The sequence below is a fragment of the Methylobacillus caricis genome, from assembly GCF_020532705.1.
Taxonomy (GTDB): Bacteria; Pseudomonadota; Gammaproteobacteria; order Burkholderiales; family Methylophilaceae; genus Methylobacillus; species Methylobacillus caricis.
Genome location: NZ_JAJAVD010000001.1, coordinates 1,820,123 through 1,842,029, shown reverse-complemented (window position 1 = coordinate 1,842,029; position 21,907 = coordinate 1,820,123). Strand labels below are relative to the sequence as shown.

The 21,907-nt window shown below is 42.6% G+C and carries 22 protein-coding genes and 1 pseudogene; 19 read left to right on the top strand and 4 right to left on the bottom strand.

Annotation, left to right across the window (positions count from 1 at the left end; translation table 11 throughout):
• Positions 1-9 precede the first annotated feature (9 nt).
• From xrtB to LG200_RS08640, 15 genes and pseudogenes are all read left to right on the top strand, one after another.
• On the top strand, positions 10-882 hold the full coding sequence (xrtB, locus tag LG200_RS08710) for an exosortase B (RefSeq protein WP_226757169.1): 873 nt from the start codon (positions 10-12) through the stop codon (positions 880-882).
• Entirely contained in the window at positions 879-1,571 is a 693-nt protein-coding gene (gene epsI / locus LG200_RS08705; RefSeq protein ID WP_226757168.1) for an exosortase-associated protein EpsI, B-type, read from the top strand. Before xrtB ends, epsI begins: the two co-directional genes overlap by 4 nt.
• Positions 1,571-3,082 carry a hypothetical protein gene (locus tag LG200_RS08700; RefSeq protein WP_226757167.1) on the top strand — a complete coding sequence of 504 codons (1,512 nt, stop codon included), beginning with the start codon at positions 1,571-1,573 and terminating at the stop codon, positions 3,080-3,082. Before epsI ends, LG200_RS08700 begins: the two co-directional genes overlap by 1 nt.
• Complete coding sequence (locus tag LG200_RS14150; protein WP_226757166.1) at positions 3,079-4,296, top strand: glycosyltransferase family 4 protein; 1,218 nt, start codon at positions 3,079-3,081, stop codon at positions 4,294-4,296. Before LG200_RS08700 ends, LG200_RS14150 begins: the two co-directional genes overlap by 4 nt.
• 2 nt (positions 4,297-4,298) lie before the next feature.
• Positions 4,299-5,822 (top strand): hypothetical protein, encoded by a 1,524-nt coding sequence (locus tag LG200_RS08690; RefSeq protein ID WP_226757165.1) that lies wholly within the window; start codon positions 4,299-4,301, stop codon positions 5,820-5,822.
• 10 nt (positions 5,823-5,832) lie between these two features.
• Positions 5,833-7,050: a glycosyltransferase family 4 protein gene (locus tag LG200_RS08685; protein ID WP_226757164.1), complete on the top strand. Its 1,218-nt coding sequence runs from the start codon at positions 5,833-5,835 to the stop codon at positions 7,048-7,050.
• The gene (locus tag LG200_RS08680; protein ID WP_226757163.1) at positions 7,051-8,556 is read left to right on the top strand and encodes a lipopolysaccharide biosynthesis protein; all 1,506 of its coding nucleotides are present in this window, start codon (positions 7,051-7,053) and stop codon (positions 8,554-8,556) included.
• The gene (locus tag LG200_RS08675) at positions 8,553-9,686 is read left to right on the top strand and encodes a polysaccharide pyruvyl transferase family protein (RefSeq protein ID WP_226757162.1); all 1,134 of its coding nucleotides are present in this window, start codon (positions 8,553-8,555) and stop codon (positions 9,684-9,686) included. Before LG200_RS08680 ends, LG200_RS08675 begins: the two co-directional genes overlap by 4 nt.
• On the top strand, positions 9,686-10,714 hold the full coding sequence (locus LG200_RS08670) for a nitroreductase family protein (RefSeq protein ID WP_226757161.1): 1,029 nt from the start codon (positions 9,686-9,688) through the stop codon (positions 10,712-10,714). The genes LG200_RS08675 and LG200_RS08670 overlap by 1 nt, the downstream gene beginning before the upstream one ends.
• A 1-nt stretch (position 10,715) precedes the next feature.
• Positions 10,716-11,228 (top strand): serine O-acetyltransferase, encoded by a 513-nt coding sequence (locus LG200_RS08665; RefSeq protein ID WP_226757160.1) that lies wholly within the window; start codon positions 10,716-10,718, stop codon positions 11,226-11,228.
• A gap of 6 nt (positions 11,229-11,234) precedes the next feature.
• Positions 11,235-12,461 (top strand): glycosyltransferase family 4 protein, encoded by a 1,227-nt coding sequence (locus LG200_RS08660; protein WP_264193820.1) that lies wholly within the window; start codon positions 11,235-11,237, stop codon positions 12,459-12,461.
• Positions 12,461-13,561 carry a DUF1972 domain-containing protein gene (locus LG200_RS08655; protein ID WP_226757158.1) on the top strand — a complete coding sequence of 367 codons (1,101 nt, stop codon included), beginning with the start codon at positions 12,461-12,463 and terminating at the stop codon, positions 13,559-13,561. The genes LG200_RS08660 and LG200_RS08655 overlap by 1 nt, the downstream gene beginning before the upstream one ends.
• Positions 13,562-13,615: 54 nt before the next feature.
• Positions 13,616-13,750, top strand: a pseudogene (locus tag LG200_RS14205) (DUF4124 domain-containing protein); the annotation flags it as partial.
• 220 nt (positions 13,751-13,970) lie between these two features.
• The gene (locus tag LG200_RS14200; protein WP_404809799.1) at positions 13,971-14,285 is read left to right on the top strand and encodes a pentapeptide repeat-containing protein; all 315 of its coding nucleotides are present in this window, start codon (positions 13,971-13,973) and stop codon (positions 14,283-14,285) included.
• Positions 14,270-15,022 carry a hypothetical protein gene (locus LG200_RS08640; protein ID WP_226757340.1) on the top strand — a complete coding sequence of 251 codons (753 nt, stop codon included), beginning with the start codon at positions 14,270-14,272 and terminating at the stop codon, positions 15,020-15,022. Before LG200_RS14200 ends, LG200_RS08640 begins: the two co-directional genes overlap by 16 nt.
• A 3-nt stretch (positions 15,023-15,025) precedes the next feature.
• Here the strand turns inward: LG200_RS08640 and rfbD are convergent, their stop codons facing one another.
• Genes rfbD through rfbB form a run of 4 tightly spaced genes read right to left on the bottom strand, consistent with a single transcriptional unit; the run spans position 15,026 to position 18,439 of the window.
• Positions 15,026-15,922 (bottom strand): dTDP-4-dehydrorhamnose reductase, encoded by an 897-nt coding sequence (gene rfbD / locus LG200_RS08635; RefSeq protein ID WP_226757157.1) that lies wholly within the window; start codon positions 15,920-15,922, stop codon positions 15,026-15,028.
• Positions 15,922-16,470: a dTDP-4-dehydrorhamnose 3,5-epimerase gene (rfbC, locus tag LG200_RS08630; protein ID WP_226757156.1), complete on the bottom strand. Its 549-nt coding sequence runs from the start codon at positions 16,468-16,470 to the stop codon at positions 15,922-15,924. Before rfbC ends, rfbD begins: the two co-directional genes overlap by 1 nt.
• On the bottom strand, positions 16,470-17,348 hold the full coding sequence (gene rfbA, locus LG200_RS08625; RefSeq protein ID WP_226757155.1) for a glucose-1-phosphate thymidylyltransferase RfbA: 879 nt from the start codon (positions 17,346-17,348) through the stop codon (positions 16,470-16,472). The genes rfbC and rfbA overlap by 1 nt, the downstream gene beginning before the upstream one ends.
• The gene (rfbB, locus tag LG200_RS08620; protein ID WP_226757154.1) at positions 17,345-18,439 is read right to left on the bottom strand and encodes a dTDP-glucose 4,6-dehydratase; all 1,095 of its coding nucleotides are present in this window, start codon (positions 18,437-18,439) and stop codon (positions 17,345-17,347) included. The genes rfbA and rfbB overlap by 4 nt, the downstream gene beginning before the upstream one ends.
• A gap of 193 nt (positions 18,440-18,632) precedes the next feature.
• Here rfbB and galE point away from each other — a divergent pair, with 193 nt between their 5' ends.
• From galE to LG200_RS08600, 4 genes are all read left to right on the top strand, one after another.
• Positions 18,633-19,637, top strand: a complete 1,005-nt coding sequence (gene galE / locus LG200_RS08615; protein ID WP_226757153.1) for a UDP-glucose 4-epimerase GalE — start codon at positions 18,633-18,635, stop codon at positions 19,635-19,637.
• A 192-nt stretch (positions 19,638-19,829) separates the two neighbouring features.
• On the top strand, positions 19,830-20,306 hold the full coding sequence (locus tag LG200_RS08610) for a PEP-CTERM sorting domain-containing protein (RefSeq protein WP_226757152.1): 477 nt from the start codon (positions 19,830-19,832) through the stop codon (positions 20,304-20,306).
• A gap of 10 nt (positions 20,307-20,316) precedes the next feature.
• The gene (locus tag LG200_RS08605) at positions 20,317-20,760 is read left to right on the top strand and encodes a PEP-CTERM sorting domain-containing protein (protein ID WP_226757151.1); all 444 of its coding nucleotides are present in this window, start codon (positions 20,317-20,319) and stop codon (positions 20,758-20,760) included.
• 119 nt (positions 20,761-20,879) lie between these two features.
• Positions 20,880-21,890, top strand: coding sequence for a TIGR03790 family protein (locus tag LG200_RS08600; protein WP_226757150.1), 1,011 nt, complete (start codon positions 20,880-20,882; stop codon positions 21,888-21,890).
• The last annotated feature ends 17 nt before the right edge of the window (positions 21,891-21,907 follow it).

The following is a 21,907-nucleotide window of genomic DNA, read 5'->3' as shown; positions in this document are numbered from 1 at the left end:
TTCCTTTAAATGAAAAAAAGCTCGCTTGCAATATTGGTACTTGTAATCGCAGGGCTATTGGCTTTATATATTCCTACATATTCAAGCCTCGCAACAAAACTATGGAGTACTGATGAGCAGGCCCATGGCCCCATTATTATTCTTGTAGTTGCGTACTTGATTTGGTTGCGTCGTGATTTTTTCACAGATCCATGGCAAAACATTAAGCGCAAGCCGCTCTTGGGCTTTCTCTGCATTATTCCAGGTTTGTTGTTCTATGTTTTGGGGCGTTCCCAGGATATCTGGCTGTTTGATGTAGGCTCGCAAATTCCTGTGCTATTGGGTTTGTTACTATTACTTTATGGCACTCGTGGCGCTAAGACCTTTTGGTTCCCGCTATTTTTCTTGTTCTTCATGATCCCGCTGCCAGGTGCGATTATTGATGCTGTCACCATGCCGATGAAGATTTCTGTTTCCTATGTTGCGGAATACATCTTGTATGGTATTGGCTACCCTATAGCGCGTAGTGGCGTAATACTACAAATTGGACAGTATCAGCTATTAGTCGCAGATGCTTGTGCTGGTTTGCATACTCTGATGTCACTAGAAGCTCTTGGGCTTTTGTATTTGAATATCGTACGTAGCGACTCAGTATTCAGAAACGTCACCCTGGCAATTTTGATTGTGCCTATATCATTTACCGCCAATGTGATTAGGGTAATGACATTGACCTTAATCACATATTACTTTGGTGATGCTGCAGGTCAGGGTTTCATGCACGGTTTTGCTGGCATGTTGCTGTTTGTCGTAGCATTGATTTTGATCTTGTGGGTAGATACCTTCCTTAGTTTCCTTGAGCGTAAATGGCGCACACCTAAAAGCCAGCCTGGTATTGCCAAATGAATAAATTAATCATCCAAGTCATTATTGTTTTTGTCACTATGGTGAGCGCGTCAGTAGCATCCACCATATTGCGCCCTACACATAAGATAGCCAAGGACGGTGACCCTATTGTTCTGGAAACCTTGATACCTAAGCAATTTTCGGGCTGGCATGAGATTGAGCTAGGCGGCGCTAACATTGTGAATCCTCAGCAAAAAGAAGAAATTGAGCGGATTTATTCCCAGACGCTTTCACGTACCTATGTGAATGACAAGGGCGAATACGTCATGCTATCGATAGCATACGGTGAGGATCAGAGTGATTCCAATCAGCTACACTTGCCGGATGTTTGTTATCCAGCACAAGGGTTCCAAGTGAAAAGCTCTAGCAAAGATACTATTGCTACTGCCTTTGGAGCTATACAGGTAAAGAAGTTGCTCACAGTGCTAGGCACAAGGTCAGAGCCACTGACTTACTGGACTACCGTTGGTGACAAGGTGGCTATCGGTGGCAAGGCGGTTAAACTTGAGCAACTCAAATATGGCTTTAATGGAAAAATTCCCGATGGCATGATTGTGCGGGTGTCGACTATTACGCTAGATGAGCAATACGGTTTTGATGTCCAACAGCGGTTTATCCAGGATGTTGTAGCCTCCCTTAATCCCCAAGATAGGCAAAGAGTAGCTGGTTTACATACCGGGATTGAGTAGTGCAGGAAATGATCCTGTTTCTGCGTCCGCTGCTGTTTGTCGTCTTCCTAATGACCTTCAACAGTGCTCAGGCCTGTTGGGGGGATCCAACTCTGTCATGCGCACTTACGCGGGATATCACAACAATTGAGATATCCAGTGTCGCTGCGAAGAATGTGTTGCCGTCTGATCGTAAACTCAGTGATTTCCTAGGTGTGCATGCACTGTTTTGGGGAGTTCAACATGATTTATATGCTAGTAGCCCCTCAAAAGTTTCGCCAGAAGCGATTTCACTGTTAAGCAGCACAGGGGTGGGCAGCATACGATATGGGGGAGGGGTCAATGAAATTGACTGGCGTGGTTGCCAAGGTTTTGTATTAGAGCGACCCAAACAGAAAGTTGCACCTTGGATTGATGCAGTACGCTGTATCTTTGGTATTCAGGAATATGAAGTATTAAATGATGAACTAAATCTAGGAAGCACTTGGCATATTGCTAATGTTGTTGGTTTTGAAGGTGGTGTGATAGACACTGCATTCCTGGCAAAGGAAGCTGGCGACTATGCATTAAAGGTTAAGGAATTATCAAGTGGAAGAAAACGCTTTTGGGAGCTCGGAAATGAACTGGACAGGTCATGGCCTTCTTGGTCAGCGGAGAAAATAGTTGAAAGAAGCTTACCAGTTGCTAATGAAATTAAGCGAGTAGATCCTGGAGCTCGTTTAGTATTACCGTTGATTGAATTCAAATCAGCATTGGTTAAAGATGATGATGGCCATAATAAATTTCTAATAAGACATTTTAAAGGCTTAGTAAGTGATTATGCTTTGCACTTGTACTATGAGAATGACCCTTGGGGCCCAAGTGTTGCGAATCGACTAGCCTATACACGTAAAGTGATAGGGTTCATGTATCAAGCAGGGGTCAAATCTCCGTCAGTCTGGATTACTGAACATGCCAGACCACCGGCTGGAACACCGGCGGATGCTTTTTGGAAAAAAAATTGGTACCAAACCAACAATCACGATGCCGTGGTTGCAACTGCAGACTTCCTGATTGGAGCTACTCAGATTCCCGAGGTTCAGGGTGCATTTTGGCATGGGTTAAGAGCTGGGCCATGGAATTATCTTGAAATTGATAATGGTAAACTCCGACCTTCCAGGATAGCTAAACTATTCGAACTTTTAAAGCCATCTGAGAGTATGCAAGCTCTACCTACGCAGACACTCAATAAAACTAGTGTTTATGCTCCTACCCGATATATTGTTCGTGCCTCAGCATTCAGAGATAAAGATAGGAATCTTTGGTTATGGGTAGTTAATCGGGATGAGGGTGCACAGAGAATTCAATTTAAAGGCAATGCTATCCCGCAATCAGATTTAAAGGTTGAGCAAACATTTCTGACAAGTGGCGAGGTGAATGGCCTTGTGTCTACACAGCACTATGAATTCAAAAATTCAGACGCCATGAAAGCCGTTATCCTTCCTGGGCGTTCAATTGCTGTGCTCAAAATCCAAGAGGAGCATAAGCAGTGAGAAGAGTACTGTTATCAGCTTTTGCCTGCGACCCTGTATTTGGCTCGGATGAGGAGGTGGGGTGGCAATGGGCAAGGGAATTATCGAACAGGCAATTTGATGTCACTGTACTGACGCGTAAAACTCATCAAAAAGAGATTGAGCGTCATATCAGTGAAACTGGAGAATGTAATAAGGTACGTTTCGAATATATTGATATTGAATGGTTGTATCCGCTACTCAGTAAAATCAACAAACGTAACCATATCTATTACTACTTCTGGCAATACTGGGCATATAGGCGAGCTTGCCAACTGCAAGCGAAAAAAGCATTTGATTGTGTACACCATGTCACCTGGGTGAGTTTCAGGCAACCAAGTTTCATGGGAGGGCTAAATATACCTATGATATTTGGCCCAGTCGCTGGAGGGGATGAGGTACCTGCAGGCTATACCCAATATTTCTCACTCAAACAAAGGTTGGTAGAGAGAGTAAGGCGACTGGTCAATGGCTTAGTCCGATTTGATCCATTGATGAGAATGACTTACCGAGCAGCAGATAAGGTATTTTTTACATCAGCGCATCACTTGAAGTCTGTTCCTGCATTTGTTATCCCCAAGGCCAGAGTCGAATTAGCCATAGGAAGCAGTGGTACAGATATTGCTGCACCTAGCACAGTAAGAAAACAACAAGCAGGCCCACGCCTACTTTATGCAGGGAGATGCCTTGGTTGGAAGGGCATGGATCTTGGATTAAGAGTATTTGCCGAAATTTATCAAGCTAGGCCAGATGTTACTCTGACGATTATTGGTGATGGTGTTGATCGTAAGCGTTGGGAAAAAACGGCGCATGAACTAGGAGTAGGCCACGCTGTAAATTGGATGGGGTGGCTATCCAAGGCTGACGTAATCAAAATGTATAGTGAATACGATATTTTATTCTATCCAAGCTTGCGAGATTCGGGTGGGTTTGTGGTGCTAGAAGCTTTGCAGCAGGGATTACCTGTTGCCTGCTTGAAACTTGGTGGTCCAGGTGTTGTAGTGGATGAGTCTTGTGGTGTTGCCGTGGAGGCAGCGTACGATATCGGTAAAACAATTATTGATTATCGAGATTCAGTGCTAACTCTTATGGATCGTATCAGCCAAGAACATAATTTATCTCAGCAATGTCAACGTCGAGTAAGAAACTTTACTTGGAGCGCATTGATTGAACGGATATATGGAAGTGAATATTAATTATGGTTAAGCCATTAACACGAGTAAAAAGTAATATAAATCTCACCAGTGTCTTATTGCTGTGGCTTGGAGCAATTGTCCTTTCAGGTATTTTTGGACTAACTTTAGCTTTTGGTATTTATCCATTAACTATAGGTTTTTTCGTGTTAATTGCTGGTGGAATTTTGGTTTTAAAGCCACTGGCTGGTACCTGGATAGTAATAATAGGATCCTTGGTTTTTGCTGGATTAATTGATTTGTATTTGCCAGCATTACAACCTATAAAATGGGCGCTTGCTGGGTTAGCTATGGGTGTTTCCTTTGTAGCATATGTTTTTAATGGAAATGTAAAAAGAAAAATATTAGCTAAATTTAAAATAAAATCTTCCTTATTAATAATATTATGGTTGTTTTTTGGATATGTTATTTTAATATCCATGTTTAGTTGGCATGGTGTTAGTGCATTTTTAACAAGTTTTAAAGCGTATTTCCAAGTGTGGGGAATATTAATCGCTGTTTATTATGTAATGGATAAAGAAATTGATGCGCAAAGATTAATTAAGTTTTTATTAGTTTTAGGTGTTATCCAGCTACCATTTGTATTCCATCAATTCTTTTTCTTGATTCCTCAGAGAAGTACCGAGGAATTTGCTATGAGAGGAATGGTAGCTGCAGATGTAGTGGCTGGTACCTTTGGTGGAACGATGATGGGCGGAGGTAGAAGTTCATCATTGGCTATTTTGTGTGTGCTAGGCATTACGATTGTCCTTGCTCAATTTAAAAGCGGCTTAATTAGCACTGTGCGAGCTTTGGTATTGCTTTGTGCATTTATGCTGCCGATGTTTTTAAGTGAAGCCAAGTTATTCATGGTTTTGTTACCGATTGCATTATTTATCTTGTACAAAGATAAATTAGTTAAAGACCCCCTAAAATTTATTGCTGGATCTATAGCAGTATTATTGTTGCTTGGAGCAATATTTTTTGCTTACTCTCTAATTCCTGGCGCTGAATCACAACATAATATGAGTCTGAAAGAGATGTGGGATAGCAACATCTCTTACAATTTCGGTGATCGTGGATATGGAAATGCATTGCTGAACAGAACGACGGTATATACATTTTGGCTACATGAACATTTGAGTTGGCCTGAAATGCTTCATATGTTTTTTGGCCATGGGCCTGGTGAAACCCAAGGTGGTGTTTTTGTAAGTCCAGATCTTACCTTGTTGAAAAAATACCCTGGATATGGAATTGGGTTAACTGGATTTTCCACATTGTTATGGGAATTAGGCCTAATCGGAACTATATTGGCTGTCTCAATATTTGTATCTGGATATAAGTTGGGTACGAATCTACTGCAAAAGTGGAGTGGTACTGTGCACGAACCATTAATTAGATCTGCGCAGATCGGAATCGTACTTTTTGCTACAAGCTTGCTTCATAATAATTATTTCTCTTTTGATATTAGCTATCAAGCACTATTTATCGTGATATTAGGTTATTTGGTTATTATGTTTAAACTTACCAAATTTTCTACTGGAAAATAAAGATTTAATAATGTTGAAAAAAATAAGTGTTTATTATTCTATTCCTGAATATTTTCCTCCTTTCAGAGTCGATCTATCAGAGTTAGTGGCTAAATCGTTAAGTCAAAGAGGCGTTGATACTGTTTGGTATATGGGAACAGATGAGGATGGTCTCAAGTTAAGAGATAAAACTTTTTTTGAGCAACATTGCAGTATTCCTCCTAAGCTTGCAGGTAATAATTTTTTCACTAAGTTATTAAATAAGCTTTTATACTGGGTAGTTGATGTGATATTAATTGCTAAATCAGTATTTTCTAAATATGACATTATTCAGGTAAGAGATAAATATATTGCAGCGTTTATAGGTTTGCTGGTAGCAAAAATAGTTAAAAAACCGTTTATTTACTGGTGTTCTTACCCTTATCCAGAACACAGTATTGAAATGGCAAAAAAATCCAAAGGCATCAAAAAGTTCGCATCAATCATGCAAGGGTATCTGGCAGTTTTTTTACTGTATAAATGTGTAATTAGATTTGCTGACCATACATTTGTTCAAAGTGAGCAAATGCTGCGTGACATTGTGGATTATGGAGTTGATAAAAACAAACTTACACCTGTACCCATGGGTGTACCAGAAAGACTATTAACATGGGTAGAGTCTAATGCTACAAGGAAAAGCCCTAAAACGGTTGTATATTTAGGAACGTTAGCCAGTATTCGTCAACTTGATACTATTATTGAGGCATTCTCGCTGGTCTTGTTAAAGCATAGTGATGCAAAATTAATTATGGTTGGAGATGGAAATAAGCCCGAGGAACGTTTTGCCTTAGAGAAGTTAGCTTCAAAACTAAATATCTTACACGCGATTGAATTTACTGGTTTTGTACCAATTGAGCGAGCATGGGGAATTGCTGCTGCCGCGGAAGTGTGCTTGTCACCATTTTTCCCCACAAAAACTTTAGCTTCAGCCTCTCCAACAAAATTAGTTGAGTACCTAGCATTAGGTAGGCCCGTCGTTTGTAATAACCATCCTGAACAGTCTGATGTAATTACCGCAAGTGGAGCTGGTATCTGTGTTGACTGGTCTGCTAAGGCATTTGCAGATGCTATTGTTAGTATGCTAGATGAGCCTGAGAAGACTGAAGAAATGGCTGCTAAAGGTCCTTTGTGGGTTAAGCAAAATAGAACCTATAATCGCATCGCTGATAAAGTGTTTATGCGTTATCAGATATTGTTAGAGATTGCATAAATGAGCGCACGTTATGGTAATGAAAGAGTTAAACGGGGAATACAGCATTTTTTCTTAGGCAAGGGAGTTTCAGCATTAGCCGGATTTGGGGCCATGCTGCTTGTTGTAAGAGGCCTTTCCATTGCAGATTTTGCTAAATATTCTGTATTGATCGCATTGGTGGAGGTGTTTACTGCAATTGCAGGATTTGGGTTAACTCATCTTATTCTAAGATATGTTCCTGAGTTATATTCTAAATATCAAACTAAGCTTCTCAAAAAACTAGTTGTTACTGCTACTAGCTTACGTACGTTTTTATTATCCTTATTATTGGGCGCCGGATGGTATTTTTCCGACATCATCAGTGGGTGGATTGGTTTAAGTGAGGCGGTACTAGCATTTGAGATTTTTTTGCTTGTTGTAGCGTTCAGGTCAACATCACATTTTCTATCCCAAATTTTAGAATCTACATTACACCAAGGGATTGCTCAGACAGCATTTTCGATTACAGCAATTGGGAGGTATCTAGGTCTTCTTTGGTTATCTCATCATCACACAATTAATCTAATTGACGTCATTATTCTTGAAGCAATCTGCGATGCATTTTCTTGCTTATTTTTGTTCATAGGAGTTGTTTCTACTTTAATGGAAAAGCGGACCGATGAAGAGCTTACTGGTGGTGAGTACGGTAAGAAGAAAAATGAACACATGGTTCGCTTTGCTATTACTGCATATCTGCAGCACGTGGCCACTCTACCATTCGGAGGTAATACGAATCGACTGATAGGTGGTGCAATGTTTGGTGAGAAAGTAATGGCCAACTTTGGTTTCGCACAATCTTTGTATGAATTTGCGAAAAGATATTTGCCAACTCAGCTATTGATTGGAGTGATACGACCCATTGTAGTAGCGAGGTACTCAAACACAAGGGATTTCTCAGTTGCTGCCAAACTTTGTGAACAATCTTTACAGTTTAATCTTGCATTGTTATCAGGAGTTTTATCTATACTTTTTGTTTGTGGGGCTGAGCTACTTTTCTTTATTTCAAAGGGTAAATATGCTGGAGAAAGCCTTATTATTTTAGCAGTTCTGATTTTATTTCTTGCTTTGGAGACTCAGCGACTTATCTTAGAAGTAATGGCGCAGACGGTAGAGCGGTACGACATTATGATTCCTAGTAATATTTTTCTTTCTGTATCAATTGTTTTTGGAATTTTAGGTTATAAATTTATCGGCGCAATTGCATTTCCTTTAGCTAATGCTGGCGCTTTGGTGCTATCCAATTTTTGGATAATAAAAAAACTTGCATCTTTGGGCTACCAATATGAGCATGATTGGGCAGGTACTATCAGTTCTTTAGTTATTCTCTTAATTTCAACTTCAATTGGCTGGATTCTGAAAATTGCAGGCTTACATTGGGTTCTCGTTATCGTTCTTACAGGCCTTGTATATAGCGCTCTTCTTTATAAATTTAAATTGAAGTTTTTGATAATTTTCGTTAAAGATCTAATAGGACGTAAAGTATGAAACCAATTCAAAATGTAGGAATACTGACAATGCATCGAGTGATCAATCATGGATCATTTATGCAAGCGTATGCTTTGAAAAGTATTATTGAGTCTTATGGATATGAAGTAAGTTTTCGGGATTTTAAAGCTGGCACAGCCAAACATAAAGGTGAAAAGGTCGTTTTGCCAAGTTTAATGCAAAAGATTAAAAAAATTCCTCGTACTATTTTGAATATTAATCATGCAATATTAAAGCGTTCTTTTTCAAAAAAAATGGAACATCAGTTTAAAAATCAATATTGGCCATTGCTGGGTGTTGGAATTGACCATAACTATGATTTAAGTGCTGATAAAATGTTTATTGGTAGCGACGAGGTTTTTAATTACACACAGAACCATGGATTTGCATATGTTCCTTGTTTGTTTGGTCATCAAATCGTTGCTAAGGATATTGTCAGTTATGCCGCATCAGCAGGCTATGCAAATTGGACCGATGTAGTTAATGATGATATGAAAGAGGAGATAGGGAGTGGTTTTAATAAAATTAATTTTTTGTCAGTAAGAGATCAGAATACATCTGATATCGTTACGAACTGTACTGGCAACGCTCCAACCTTGGTGATTGATCCAACCTTGTTATATGATTTTCATAAAGAAATGCCAAAACAAAGACTGATAGAAGGCAAGTATCTTTTGATATATGCATACGGTGGGCGAATGGATTCCCCGGAAGAAATTTCTGCCATCAAAAATTATGCGGCGAGCAAAAAATTAAAAATAGTCTCTGCAGGTTTTTATCATGATTGGTGTGATGAGAATATCCTGGTTTCACCTTTTGAACTTTTGAAAGTATTTAAGGATGCAGAGTTTGTGGTTACAGATACCTTCCACGGCAGTATATTTGCGATGAAAAATGCAAAGCAATTTGCAACTTTTGTTCGTAAGAAAAGTGTCTGGGGCAGTAATTCTAATAAGGTTGTATATTTGTTAAAGCAGTTTGGGATGGAATCTAGGATTGTGGATGATTTAGATATGATCCCTGGAGTTCTTGAAGCGCCTGCTCCATATGACATCTTTAATAAGCAACTAGAAGAGTGGCAAGAAAAATCAAAGAGTTTCTTGGCTAGTGTTTTGGAAAATAGAGTGTAATGATGAGTTTTAAACAATTGATACTGCGAATCACTCCCAATTTTGCACATGTGCTTTTGAGAGATATCTTTTTTGGATTGAAGATGGTTCCAAATTATATCTATGATTTTAATAGGTATCTTAAGTATTCTGGGTTAAATAAAAGTCGAAAGTATCCTTCTGAGCGTGCAGCAAGAATTGTACTTTTTTATCATCAAATTGAAAAAGGATTGAGTCTTGCGGAACCTAGGCCAGGTTTTGGTATGCGTGTAATTCCTAGACTGCTTAAAGATGTAGATTTATATATCGAAGAATTTGGCATTCGTGCTCCAGCTACTACTGCTCTTGCAGCATTAGATGCGTATGTGCGATATCACGATGCAATTGGAAAGCCGAATGAGTTTGTTAGTAATGCACGTGCAAAAATAATAAGTAAATACGGTATTGCTCCTGAAGTGGAAAATTCTTGGTTTGGCGGTAGCTTCAGTGTTACAAAATATGAGCTTGAATTACAGAAAAACAAAGATTTTAGAAGTTTCTTTGAGTCTCGGCATAGCATACGTAACTTTACTGGAGAAGTAGTTACGCTCGACTCATTGACTACGGCTGTTGAAATCGCTCAGAAAACACCATCAGTATGTAATAGACAATCATGGCGCGTTCACTTGTATAGAAGTAAAGATAAAATCAATGAGCTCCTAGAAATTCAAAGTGGTAGTCGCGGTTTCGGGGATAATTCTGCGGCAGTTTTAGTTGTTACTAGCGATCTTGGATTCTTCGTTGATGTAGGTGAGCGTTATCAGTCCTGGGTTGATGGGGGGATGTTTTCTATGTCTTTGTGCTTAGCTTTACATGATCAAGGTTTAGGTAGTTGTTGTCTAAATTGGTCTAAGGAAAAGAGTACAGATATTGAAATGAGAAGAGCTGCAAACATACCTCCAGAAGATCAAATTATTATGTTGATTGCTGTGGGTGTTATGCCTGATAAGTTTAATGTTGCTCGCTCTTTTAGACCTTCTGTGGAACATTGTTTGATTGAGCATAGTTAATATGAATTTTTTTCAACAATTTTTAGATGATAAAAAAGTCTATAGAGAAGGTTTTTTAGCTCAAGGTTTTTGGGCACTACAAATCTACCGCTTTGGACATTTACGGTATCAATATAAATCAAAGTTGATTCGAGTCTTGTTAGGCGTAATTCATCTTTTTCTACATAAAATGTGCGAAATTTTTTTTGGTATAAGCATTGGTGTAAATGCCGATATTGGACAGCGATTTAATATTGAGCATTTCGGTGCGATTATCATTCACGGAAATTGTATTATTGGTCACGATTGTATTGTTAGGCAGGGGGTTACTCTTGGTAATAGACATCACGAAAAACCCTATGATGCTCCTAAAATTGGTAACAATGTTTCCATTGGTGCGGGTGCTAAGTTATTAGGGGCAATAACAATTGGTGATAATGTTTCTATTGGTGCGAATGCTGTTGTTTTAATTGATGTTCCTGACAATGCTATTGCCGTAGGTATTCCTGCGAAAATTATTACTAAGAACTTTTAGTCATCTATGCCAAATTTGTTAAGTATCAATAATTATCACTATAGAAGAGGTGGTTCAGATGTCGTGTATTTAGATCACGCGGCATTGATGGAAAATCTTGGCTGGCATAATGCTTTCTTCTCTATGCACCATCCCCAAAATTTTTCTACCCCATGGGAAACCTATTTTGTTGATGAGCTAGAGTTTGGTAACTCCTATGGGGTTGTTGATAAGGCAATTATGGCTTCAAAAGTTATTTATTCATTTGAAGCTCAGAATAAACTCAAACGATTATTGCAGGATTATCCTGCCGATGTAGCCCACCTCCATTGTATTTATCATCACCTCTCTCCTGCAATTTTACCTACGCTACATGAGCACGGTGTCCCCATTATTATGACGGCTCATGATCTTAAGATTGCGTGCCCAGCCTATAAAATGCTTAATGAGACGGGGATATGTGAGAAGTGCAAGGATGGAAATTTTTTCAATGTGATTAAGCATAAATGTTTGCGTAACTCCTTAGGGCCTAGTGTGATTGTTGCTTTGGAAAGCACGCTGCATCATAAGCTGAATACTTACAAGAAGTACCTAACTAAAGTTGCTGTACCTAGCCGGTTTTTTATGAATAAGTTTGTGGAGTGGGGTTGGCCTGAAGATAAGTTTTCCTATATTCCCAATTACGTTGACTCATTATTATTCACTCCTGAGTATGCTCCCGGTGATTATTTTCTTTATTTTGGACGCTTGGCACCGGAAAAGGGCGTGACTACCTTGCTTAAAGCAGTGAAAAAATCAGGTGTGAAACTCAAGGTGGCAGGCACCGGCCCTGAGGAAGCGAAATTACACGCCCTGCAAAATGAGCTGCAAGCTGATGTTGAATTCTTAGGCTATCAGTCTGGCGATGCTTTACACACGCTTATCAAGCAATCTAAAGCCATAGTCTTACCTTCGGAGTGGTATGAAAATGCTCCTATGAGCTTGTTGGAGAGTATGGCTTTTGGTAAACCTCTTGTGGTGGCCAATATTGGCGGTATCCCGGAAATGATTGAGTCTGGTGAAACTGGTTGGATGTTTACCAGCTGTGATATTGATGAGTTGGCAGATTTGCTGACAAGCATAGAAGGTACTTCAGACGATAAGTTGCTGACCTATGGCAAAGCTAGCAGGGCATTGGTTGAAGAAAGATTCAACCGCGATAACTACGTCAGTGCAATTCAGAATTTATACGCAAGCGTGGGAGTCAGGGTGTAATGAAAAAAAATACGGTAAGAATTTTGGGCACCCGTGGAGTGCCAGCCGCCCATGGTGGCTTTGAAACATTTGCTGAGCACCTGGCTTTGTACTTGGTGAATAAGGGTTGGGAGGTAATTGTCTATTGTCAAGTTGATGGCGAAGGACCTATTTTTGAGGATAGCTGGCAAGGTGTTAAGCGGGTTAATATTCCGGTTAAGACTTCCGGTGCAGCAGGAACAATTATTTTTGATTTGAAGTCCACCTTACATACAGCAAGATCCAAAGATCTTGTGTTAACTTTAGGGTATAACACAGCTATTTTCTGCCTGATTTATCGCCTGCGTGGTATCACCAATCTAATTAATATGGATGGGATTGAGTGGCATAGGCAAAAATGGGGCAAAGTAGCCAAATTCTGGTTCTGGTTGAATGATTGGGCTGGTTCTTGGCTAGGCAATCACCTGATTGCTGATCATCCGGAAATTGCACGTCATTTAGAGTCTAGAGTGCGTGCGGAAAAAATCACTACTATTCCCTATGGGGCAGACAAAGTAACAGCAGCTAAGCTTGACTACCTAGAAAAGTATGATTTGCAAGCTGGAAAATATGCAATCTTGATTGCACGGGCTGAGCCAGAGAATTCTATTCTTGAAGTGGTGAAGGCGTGGTCCAGAACACGGCGTAATGCAAAGCTGGTAGTTCTAGGTAAATATGCAGCGGAGCATGCTTATCAGCAACGCGTCAAAGCAGCTGCCTCTGACGAGGTAATATTCCTTGGTGCAATTTATGAGAAGCCTGTGGTGGAGTCTTTACGCTATTTTTCCATGGCGTACATCCATGGGCATCAGGTGGGTGGCACTAACCCTTCATTGGTTGAAGCCTTGGCTGCAGGCAATCCTGTGCTTGCACATGACAACAAATTCAATCGTTGGGTTGCCGGTGATGGTGCGGCTTATTTTGCGAATGAAGATGAGTGTGCACAAAAAGTTACTGAGATTCTGCCAGTTAGCTCAACCTTGGAAACAATGGAGACTGCTAGTTATAAACGTCATGATGAAAGTTTTACTTGGACAGCTGTGCTTGGCGATTACGAAAAATTATTGCTAAAGTTCCTTTAAGTTTCTAAGGAACTTGCCGTTAAAGATTGATAGCAATAGTTCTTTGTCTTGGAGATGCCAGTTATGAAAAATTTATCATTGTTGTTTCCTATAGGATTATTCTTTTGCACTGCAATCACAGTTAATGCTGAAGTCTATAAAACAACAAATGCTGATGGATCGGTAAGCTATTCTGATAGCCCAAGTCAAAATTCGACTAAAATCAATGTGTTGCCTTCAGCGGTGGGCAATACAAGCAAGCAAGCATCTACAAGCAAATCTTCACCGGCAGCCAGCACTAATGCTGGTGAAGTTAACATGCCATCTGCAAATGACGTAAAGCCAGTGACATCTCCTCAGCCTGCCAAGGCTGCGGGAAGCAATCAGTCCAAGGCTACAAGTACTAGCGGCAGTAGTTCTTCCGGCGGAGGTGGTGCTAGTGCTAAGGGTGGCGGGGGTAGCGGTTCATCTTCAGGTTCTACAGCTAGGGCGAGTACAACAACTGTTGCACCTAAGGCCGCAGCCAGTGCTTCAGCCGCTAACACTACTACAGGGAACACTACTACAGGGAACACTACTACAGGGAACACTACTACAGGGAACACTACTACAGGGAACACTACTACAGGGAACACTACTACAGGGAACACTACTACAGGGAACACTACTACAGGGAACACTACTACAGGGAACACTACTACAGGGAACACTACAAACTCTCTGGCCAAATTGCTTTCTGCCCTGACCATATTGCAAAAAGATATGGTGGTTGAAAATGAAGGGATTCCAGAAGGAAGTGATAAGTTTGCTTGGGCTTACAAACCAACATTAATCATGGGGTATAACCCAACCGCATCTGGCATTCCATCCTGGTATCCAGGTAAGCGTTTCGCAGTTTGGGATCGCGCTTTAGGATGGGTGACTGCCTACAGGGAGAAAGGTGCTGCCAATCCTGTTAATACGAGATTGGCTTTGAAAGATTTTTATCTCTATTATTTCTCAAAATCCAAAAAGCAGTGGGTTCTTTTGGAGTATTTGCCAAATATCAAAGAGGATTATCGCGGTGAAGCCAATATGGAGGTAACTAATGCTCCAAGTACTTTTGATGTCCGCACAGAAAGCGATGGAATTAAGTCATATAAGATGGCACCTGGCTCTTGGTTCCATACATATGGATATTTGAAGAACTTTGAGCTAAGTGATTTTGGCGGGCTATATTATAGATTTGACTTTAAGCTGGTGCTGGATAATCCCAAGGGGCCTAACACATTGAATTCCGATAAGTGGCTCGTGCAATCAGGTGCTGACTACTATCCCGTGGAATATCCCAAGGAATCACTAGGTGCTCCATACAATCCTGGCGTGGGAACCGGTAGATTCTTGCGTGCAGGTCCGCAGTGGCGTACCAGCACCTTCCTAGTTATGACGCCACCTTATACTCTAAGTCAATATCCTCCAAATCTGGATAATTTTTATGAGTAGCATTTATAGCGTTGTAATAACTTGGCTCAGTGCTTGATTCCATGCATTGCTGGTGTGATTGAAAGTTTTTTCGAGCTTATGGGCACTCATCATTGAATTGGCTGGACGATGTGCTTGGGTTGGATATTCCGCAGTCGTGATGCTTCTAACATCAGCAGATTTAATCTTCAATGGGGGCCATTTCCTTACTTCTTGCAAACTTTCATACTGGCTGAGAATTTCCTTGGCGAAACCCAGCCAGCTAGTTTTGCCAGAATTGATGAGATGATATATACCATCTTTGCCAGTCTCCCATTGCTGTAAGGCTGAGATTGTGGCGTCTGCAATTGACTCGCTGGATGTGGGCGCACCAAACTGATCTGCCACTATGCTCAAAGTGTCGCGTTCTGCGGCCAATCTTAATATGGTACGCAGGAAATTCTTACCATACGCACCATAAACCCAGCTAGTCCTGAAAATCAAATGAGCTGCACCCACGGCTTGGATAGCTTTTTCCCCCGCCAATTTGCTAGCCCCATACACGCTGAGCGGATTGGTCTCATCAGATTCTATATAAGCGGTGGTTTTTTTGCCATCGAATACATAATCTGTAGAGTAATGCACCAACAAGGCACCTAGCTTGGCGGCTTCTTCTGCAAATACTCCAGGCGCTATGCCATTGATGGCATGTGCCAATTCAGGCTCTGATTCTGCCTTGTCAACAGCGGTATATGCGGCTGGATTGGTGATCAAGTCTGGCTTAATCCGCTGTACTACCTCACGGATGGCATCTGGATTAGCAAGGTCGAGCTGCCCACGGTCTAAAGCAAACACTTCTCCTAATGTTTGTAGTTTGGGATAAAGGGCATGCCCGACTTGACCGTTGATGCCTGTGAGCAGGATTTTGTTGAATTTTGCCATTATGCGAACAGTTCTGCCTGGTTGATGCTGAGCCCTTGCTGATCCTTGGCCGAAAGTAGTGGTTCATTGCCTATATCAGGCCATTGAATGCCAATGTCTGGATCATTCCAGGCGATGCAACGTTCATGAACTGGTGCGTAGAAGTCAGTAGTTTTATAAAGAAATTCTGCTGTTTCAGAAAGCACTAAAAATCCATGTGCGAATCCTGGTGGTACCCACATTTGCTTATTGTTTTCACTAGATAGATGTTCACCTACCCATTGGCCGAAAGTGGGGGAGGAGCGCCGGACATCAACGGCGACATCAAATACCTCACCAGCGACAACGCGCACTAATTTGCCCTGCGTTTGCTGGATCTGGTAATGCAAACCGCGTAACACACCTTGGGCAGACTTGGAGTGGTTGTCTTGTACAAACTCCACTTTGCTTCCTGTAGCTTCTTCGAATATCTTCTGGTTAAAGCTCTCAAAGAAAAATCCGCGAGCATCACCAAATACCTTGGGTTCAAATACGATGACATCGGGGAGAGAGGTTGTTATTACATTCATCAAAATACCTTTTCTTTCAGCATGCGTAACAGATATTGTCCATATCCATTCTTGAGGTATGGCTGTGCGATTTTTTCAACCTGTTCGGCGCTGATATAGCCTTTGCGATAAGCGATTTCTTCTGGGCATGCTATTTTCAGGCCTTGACGCTTTTCTATAGTTTCAATAAAGAGTGATGCCTCTAGCAAAGATTCATGTGTACCTGTGTCTAACCAGGCATGTCCACGCCCCATGAGTTCAACATTCAGTTCACCTGCTTCTAGATAGGCTTTATTGACATCGGTAATTTCCAATTCACCACGTGCTGAGGGTTTTAGATTGGTAGCGATATCAACTACCTGGTTATCGTAGAAGTACAGCCCTGTGACAGCGTAACGTGACTTTGGCTCTTTAGGTTTTTCTTCCAGGCTGATTGCTTGCCCAGCGTCGTTGAACTCCACTACGCCATAGCGCTCGGGGTCGTGCACGGGGTAGGCAAATACGGTGGCACCTTTTTCCTGCTTGTCGGCATGAGCTAGGTCATGAGCCAGGTCATGACCATAGAAAATATTGTCTCCCAATACCAAGGCGCTGGACGAATTGCCAATGAATTCCTTGCCAATAATGAAGGCCTGGGCAAGACCATCTGGGGATGGTTGCACAGCGTAAGTGATGTTGAGGCCCCATTGATGACCATTGCCGAGTAGTTGCTCAAATCGTGGAGTATCTTGTGGGGTGGAAATCAGAAGGATATCTGTGATGCCAGCCAACATTAAGGTGGATAGTGGGTAATAGATCATGGGTTTGTCATAAACCGGCAGCAGTTGTTTGGACACTGCTTGTGTTACTGGGTAGAGCCTAGTGCCAGACCCGCCAGCAAGAATGATGCCTTTTCTCATGCTGTTCTCCCGGCATAATTTTGGTTGACCCAATTGCGATATTCACCAGTGGTGACATTGTGTACCCATGCTTGGTTGTTCAAATACCACTCCACGGTTTTGCGAATGCCGGTTTCAAAGGTTTCAGCTGGTTTCCAGCTAAGCTCACGTTCAAGCTTGGTTGCATCAATGGCATAGCGGCGATCATGTCCTGGTCTGTCTTTGACGAATGTGATCTGCTCTTCATAGCGCTTGCCATCTGATCTGGGCTGTAGCTCATTGAGGATTTGACAAAGGATGTTGATTACATCCAGATTAGCTTTTTCATTCCAGCCACCTACATTATAGGTTTCACCCAGTTTGCCAGCTTCCAGCACACGGCGGATGGCGCTGCAGTGATCTTTGACAAACAGCCAATCACGGATTTGCTGACCATCACCATAAATTGGTAGTGGCTTGCCCGCTAGTGCATTCAGTAAGCACAAAGGAATCAGTTTTTCTGGGAAGTGGTAAGGGCCGTAGTTGTTTGAGCAGTTGGTCGTCAGCACTGGCAAGCCATAAGTGTGGTGATAAGCTCTTACCAAATGATCTGACGCTGCTTTAGTAGCAGAATAGGGGCTGTTGGGAGCATACGAGGTAGTTTCTGTGAATGCTGGATCGGTAGCGCTTAATGTGCCATAGACTTCGTCAGTGGAGACATGTAAAAATCGGAACTGAGGATTTTCTTTTTCTGCAGGATTTGCAGCAACTAGACTATTCCAGTATGACCGTACCTCTTCCAGTAGATGGAAAGTGCCTACGACATTGGTTTGGATAAAGTCTTCTGGACCATGAATAGATCGGTCTACATGGCTTTCAGCGGCAAAGTTGATCACGGCTCTAGGTTTGTATTCGGCTAGCAGTTTTGCTAGCAGTGCACGGTTGCCGATGTCACCGCGTATAAAAATATGGTGTGGATTATCTTGAATATCGACTAGGTTTTCCAAGTTGCCTGCATAAGTCAGTTTGTCCAAATTTACTACGGTGCCTAGGTCGGCGTTGACCCAGTCCAGTACAAAGTTGGCGCCAATGAAGCCTGCACCACCAGTCACGATTATGGTGTTATTTAACATCGTCAATTGAGTAACTCACTTTTGATTTTTTTGCTGAGAGTGCAATTTCTACTATTATGCACTGGGGACATCGCATAAACGTATCATAAAAATAGCACATAAAATATTCTAAATTATTGTATTACCCTCAATTCAATCACTGAATGAATAATAATCAAATAGGATTTTCGGACTAACAAGGACAGTTTTGCAAATGATATTAGTCACAGGCGGCACAGGTTATATAGGTTCACATGCATGTGTAGAGCTGATTCAGGCGGGGTATGATGTGTTGGTGCTGGATAATTTCAGCAATAGCCAATCTCGGGTGGCAGACAGGATTAAGCAGATCACTGGCACATCACCGCTGCTGGTTGAGGGAGATGTGCGAGATGAGTCCTTGCTCGACTCGCTGTTTACCAAGCATCAGTTTCAGGCAGTGATGCATTTTGCCGGACTCAAGGCGGTGGGGGAGTCGGTCGCTCAGCCGTTGCGTTATTACGATAACAATGTGGCGGGCAGTGTGACATTGCTGCGCGTGATGAAGAAGTTCAACGTGCGGAAGTTTGTCTTCAGCTCATCTGCCACGGTGTATGGCGATCCTACTAGTGTGCCTATCCGTGAGAGTTTCCCTTTGTCGGCTACTAATCCCTATGGCGCCAGTAAGTTGATGGTGGAGGATATCCTGCGCGATCTGGCCGCATCAGATTCAGAGTGGCGAATTGCCATCTTGCGTTATTTCAATCCTGTGGGTGCCCATGAAAGTGGCTTGATCGGCGAAAATCCTAACGGCATTCCCAACAACCTGATGCCCTTTATTACGCAAGTGGCGCAAGGGCAGCGGGAATACCTGTCGATATTCGGCAGTGACTATCCTACGCTGGATGGTACAGGCGTACGCGACTACATTCATGTGGTTGACCTCGTGGTAGGTCATTTGCGTGCACTGGAAAAGCTGGAGAGAGACGTTGGTGTCTTTACCTGCAATCTTGGTACTGGGCAGGGTTATAGCGTGCTGGAGATGGTCAAGGCTTTTGAACAGGCCAGTGGTCGCAATGTGCCTTACAAACTGGTGGACAGACGTCCTGGAGATGTGGCTGCGAGCTACACCGATCCAGCATATGCAGAGCATTCGCTTAACTGGAAGGCAACTCGCGGCATAGAGCAGATGTGCATTGATAGCTGGAGATGGCAAAGCTCGCTCGCGGCGGATGCTTGAACATTGTACCGCTTTGGTGCCGGGACAATGCAAAGCTGCTGATTTCGGTGCACGGAAAGCGGTATGGTTGGTTGCGTAGATGTAATTTTATTTTATAACTTATTGATTTTTAATTTAATTTATTAACTTCCTATAACTGGCCCAAATGTTGCTAATCCTTCAAGTGTCTTAACCTTGATGGGAGATGTAGCAATGAAAAACCTTCTGATGAAGTGGGTAGTGGGTGTGTTGATGCTGATTGCTACAACGGCATCTAATGCAGCCACGGGGTTTGATGAGGTTGGCTATATTTATGCCGACGACAGTTTGCCTAGTGATTCTGTCTTTTCTCACAGCCTTGATGCAGGTGTTTATGAGTTGGCATTGCTTGATTATCAATTTCCTGCGGCATTTTTGCCGGGGACATTTGGAATTGAGGTATTCAAGGGTGCCACGCTGATCAGCACTTTCTATGGTTCCGGCACGTTCGTCTTGCCACAGTTGACTGCCGGTTCTTATCTTTTTAGCGTTTTTGGCAATGCCGATAATGGAGTGGGTGTAGGGTCTTTCGGCTTTACCGTCTCCCTGGTGCCTGAAGCTGATACCTGGGCGTTATTGATAGTTGGTATTGGTTTGTTGGTGGCATATACCTCGCGCAGAAAATCCCCTTTGATTGCTGATAACGTTTAAGGATCAGATCATGAAAAAAATGCTGATGATGACCAAACTCTTTCTGGTTGCTTTGATGTTTTCGGGCAGTTTGACAGCCCAGGCTGCAACAGTGTTCGAGGTGGATGCTGCTACTGTCATTCCCGGGATATACAAATATAACTTTGCGTTGTTGGCTGGTGATTATTCGCTGACACTGGAAGATGTTGACAGTTCTTTCAGTTGGCTTGGCGTGACTGTGGGCAAGGGAGCAACAAACTATGGGCAGTTAAGCCTGTTGGGGCCAATTGATGAAGGTGTGCTTAACTTCTCGGTAGGGGCGACGGGTATCTATACTGCACTGGTGTATGCACAAGGGGGAATTGGGCCAATCAACCTGATTATTTCCAGTGTGCCTGAGCCTGAAGCTGCTGCCATGTTGATGGTGGGGCTGGGCTTGCTGGCCTTCAGGGCGCGTCGCAGACGTCTTGGCTGATGACGAGTTTATAAAGACATTGTAATATCTATGGGAGCTTAGGCTCCCATTTTTATGGCTGACGAATCCTATAAAAAAATACGAAAGCATTTGTGCGATATCTGATTATTTTGGTTGTAATGTTGGTAAGCTTGGGAGTGCAGGCTGGCGAGGCAATTTCCCTCCGAGTGCCAACCAAAGGAGGGTACAGCCTGCAGCCGGAAAATGTCGCGGTGATCGTCAATACTGATAATGAGGAAAGTGTTAAGGCTGGAGAGTATTATTTGCAGGTGCGCCGTATTCCTGCTGCCAATCTTATACGCGTAAGCATTCCTGGGAGCCCTAAAAAACTGTCAGCCCAGTATTTCAGTCAGTTAAAGCAAGAGGTGGATGCCCAGCTTGAGGCCAGGCATCAGGTGATTGTCATGATGTGGACTGCTCCGTATGCTGTAGAGTGCAACTCCATTACTTCTGCCATGACCATGGGGTTTGATCCCGAGCAATGTGCCAATAGTTGTGCACCAGCAAAGCATCCTAACCGCTATTTCAATTCCAGTTCGCTCAGGCCATATGCGGATTTGGGGTATCGCTTGTCCATGCTGTTGCCTGTTCAGAGTTTTGAGGAGGCAAAAACCTTGATCGACAGGGGGCTGGCCAGTGATTACAGTGCGCCAGCTGCTACTGCCTATTTCCTGACGACATCAGACAAGAACCGTAGCAGCCGTGCCATGTTCTTTCCTCCATCTGGCAGGGTTGCGCAACGGTTCCTGGAAATAAAAAACCTCAAGGCCGATAGTATTCGGGATGTGCAGGATGTCATGATCTATCAAACGGGGCTGGTGACTGTGCCGTATCTTGATACGATTAAATTCTTTCCCGGAGCATTGGCTGACCATTTGACTTCAGCGGGCGGGGATTTGCTGGGCAGTGGGCAAATGAGCAGTTTGCGCTGGCTAGAAGCTGGCGCAACAGCCAGCTATGGAGCTGTATCCGAGCCTTGTAACTATTGGCAGAAATTCCCTAATTCCGCAGTGTTGCTCAAGCATTACCTGATGGGCGCTAGCGCAGTCGAGGCCTACTGGAAAAGTGTGGCATGGCCGGTGCAGGGAGTGTTTGTCGGCGAGCCATTGGCATCGCCATACAAACGTTGACCAGACTTTGTTGTGGT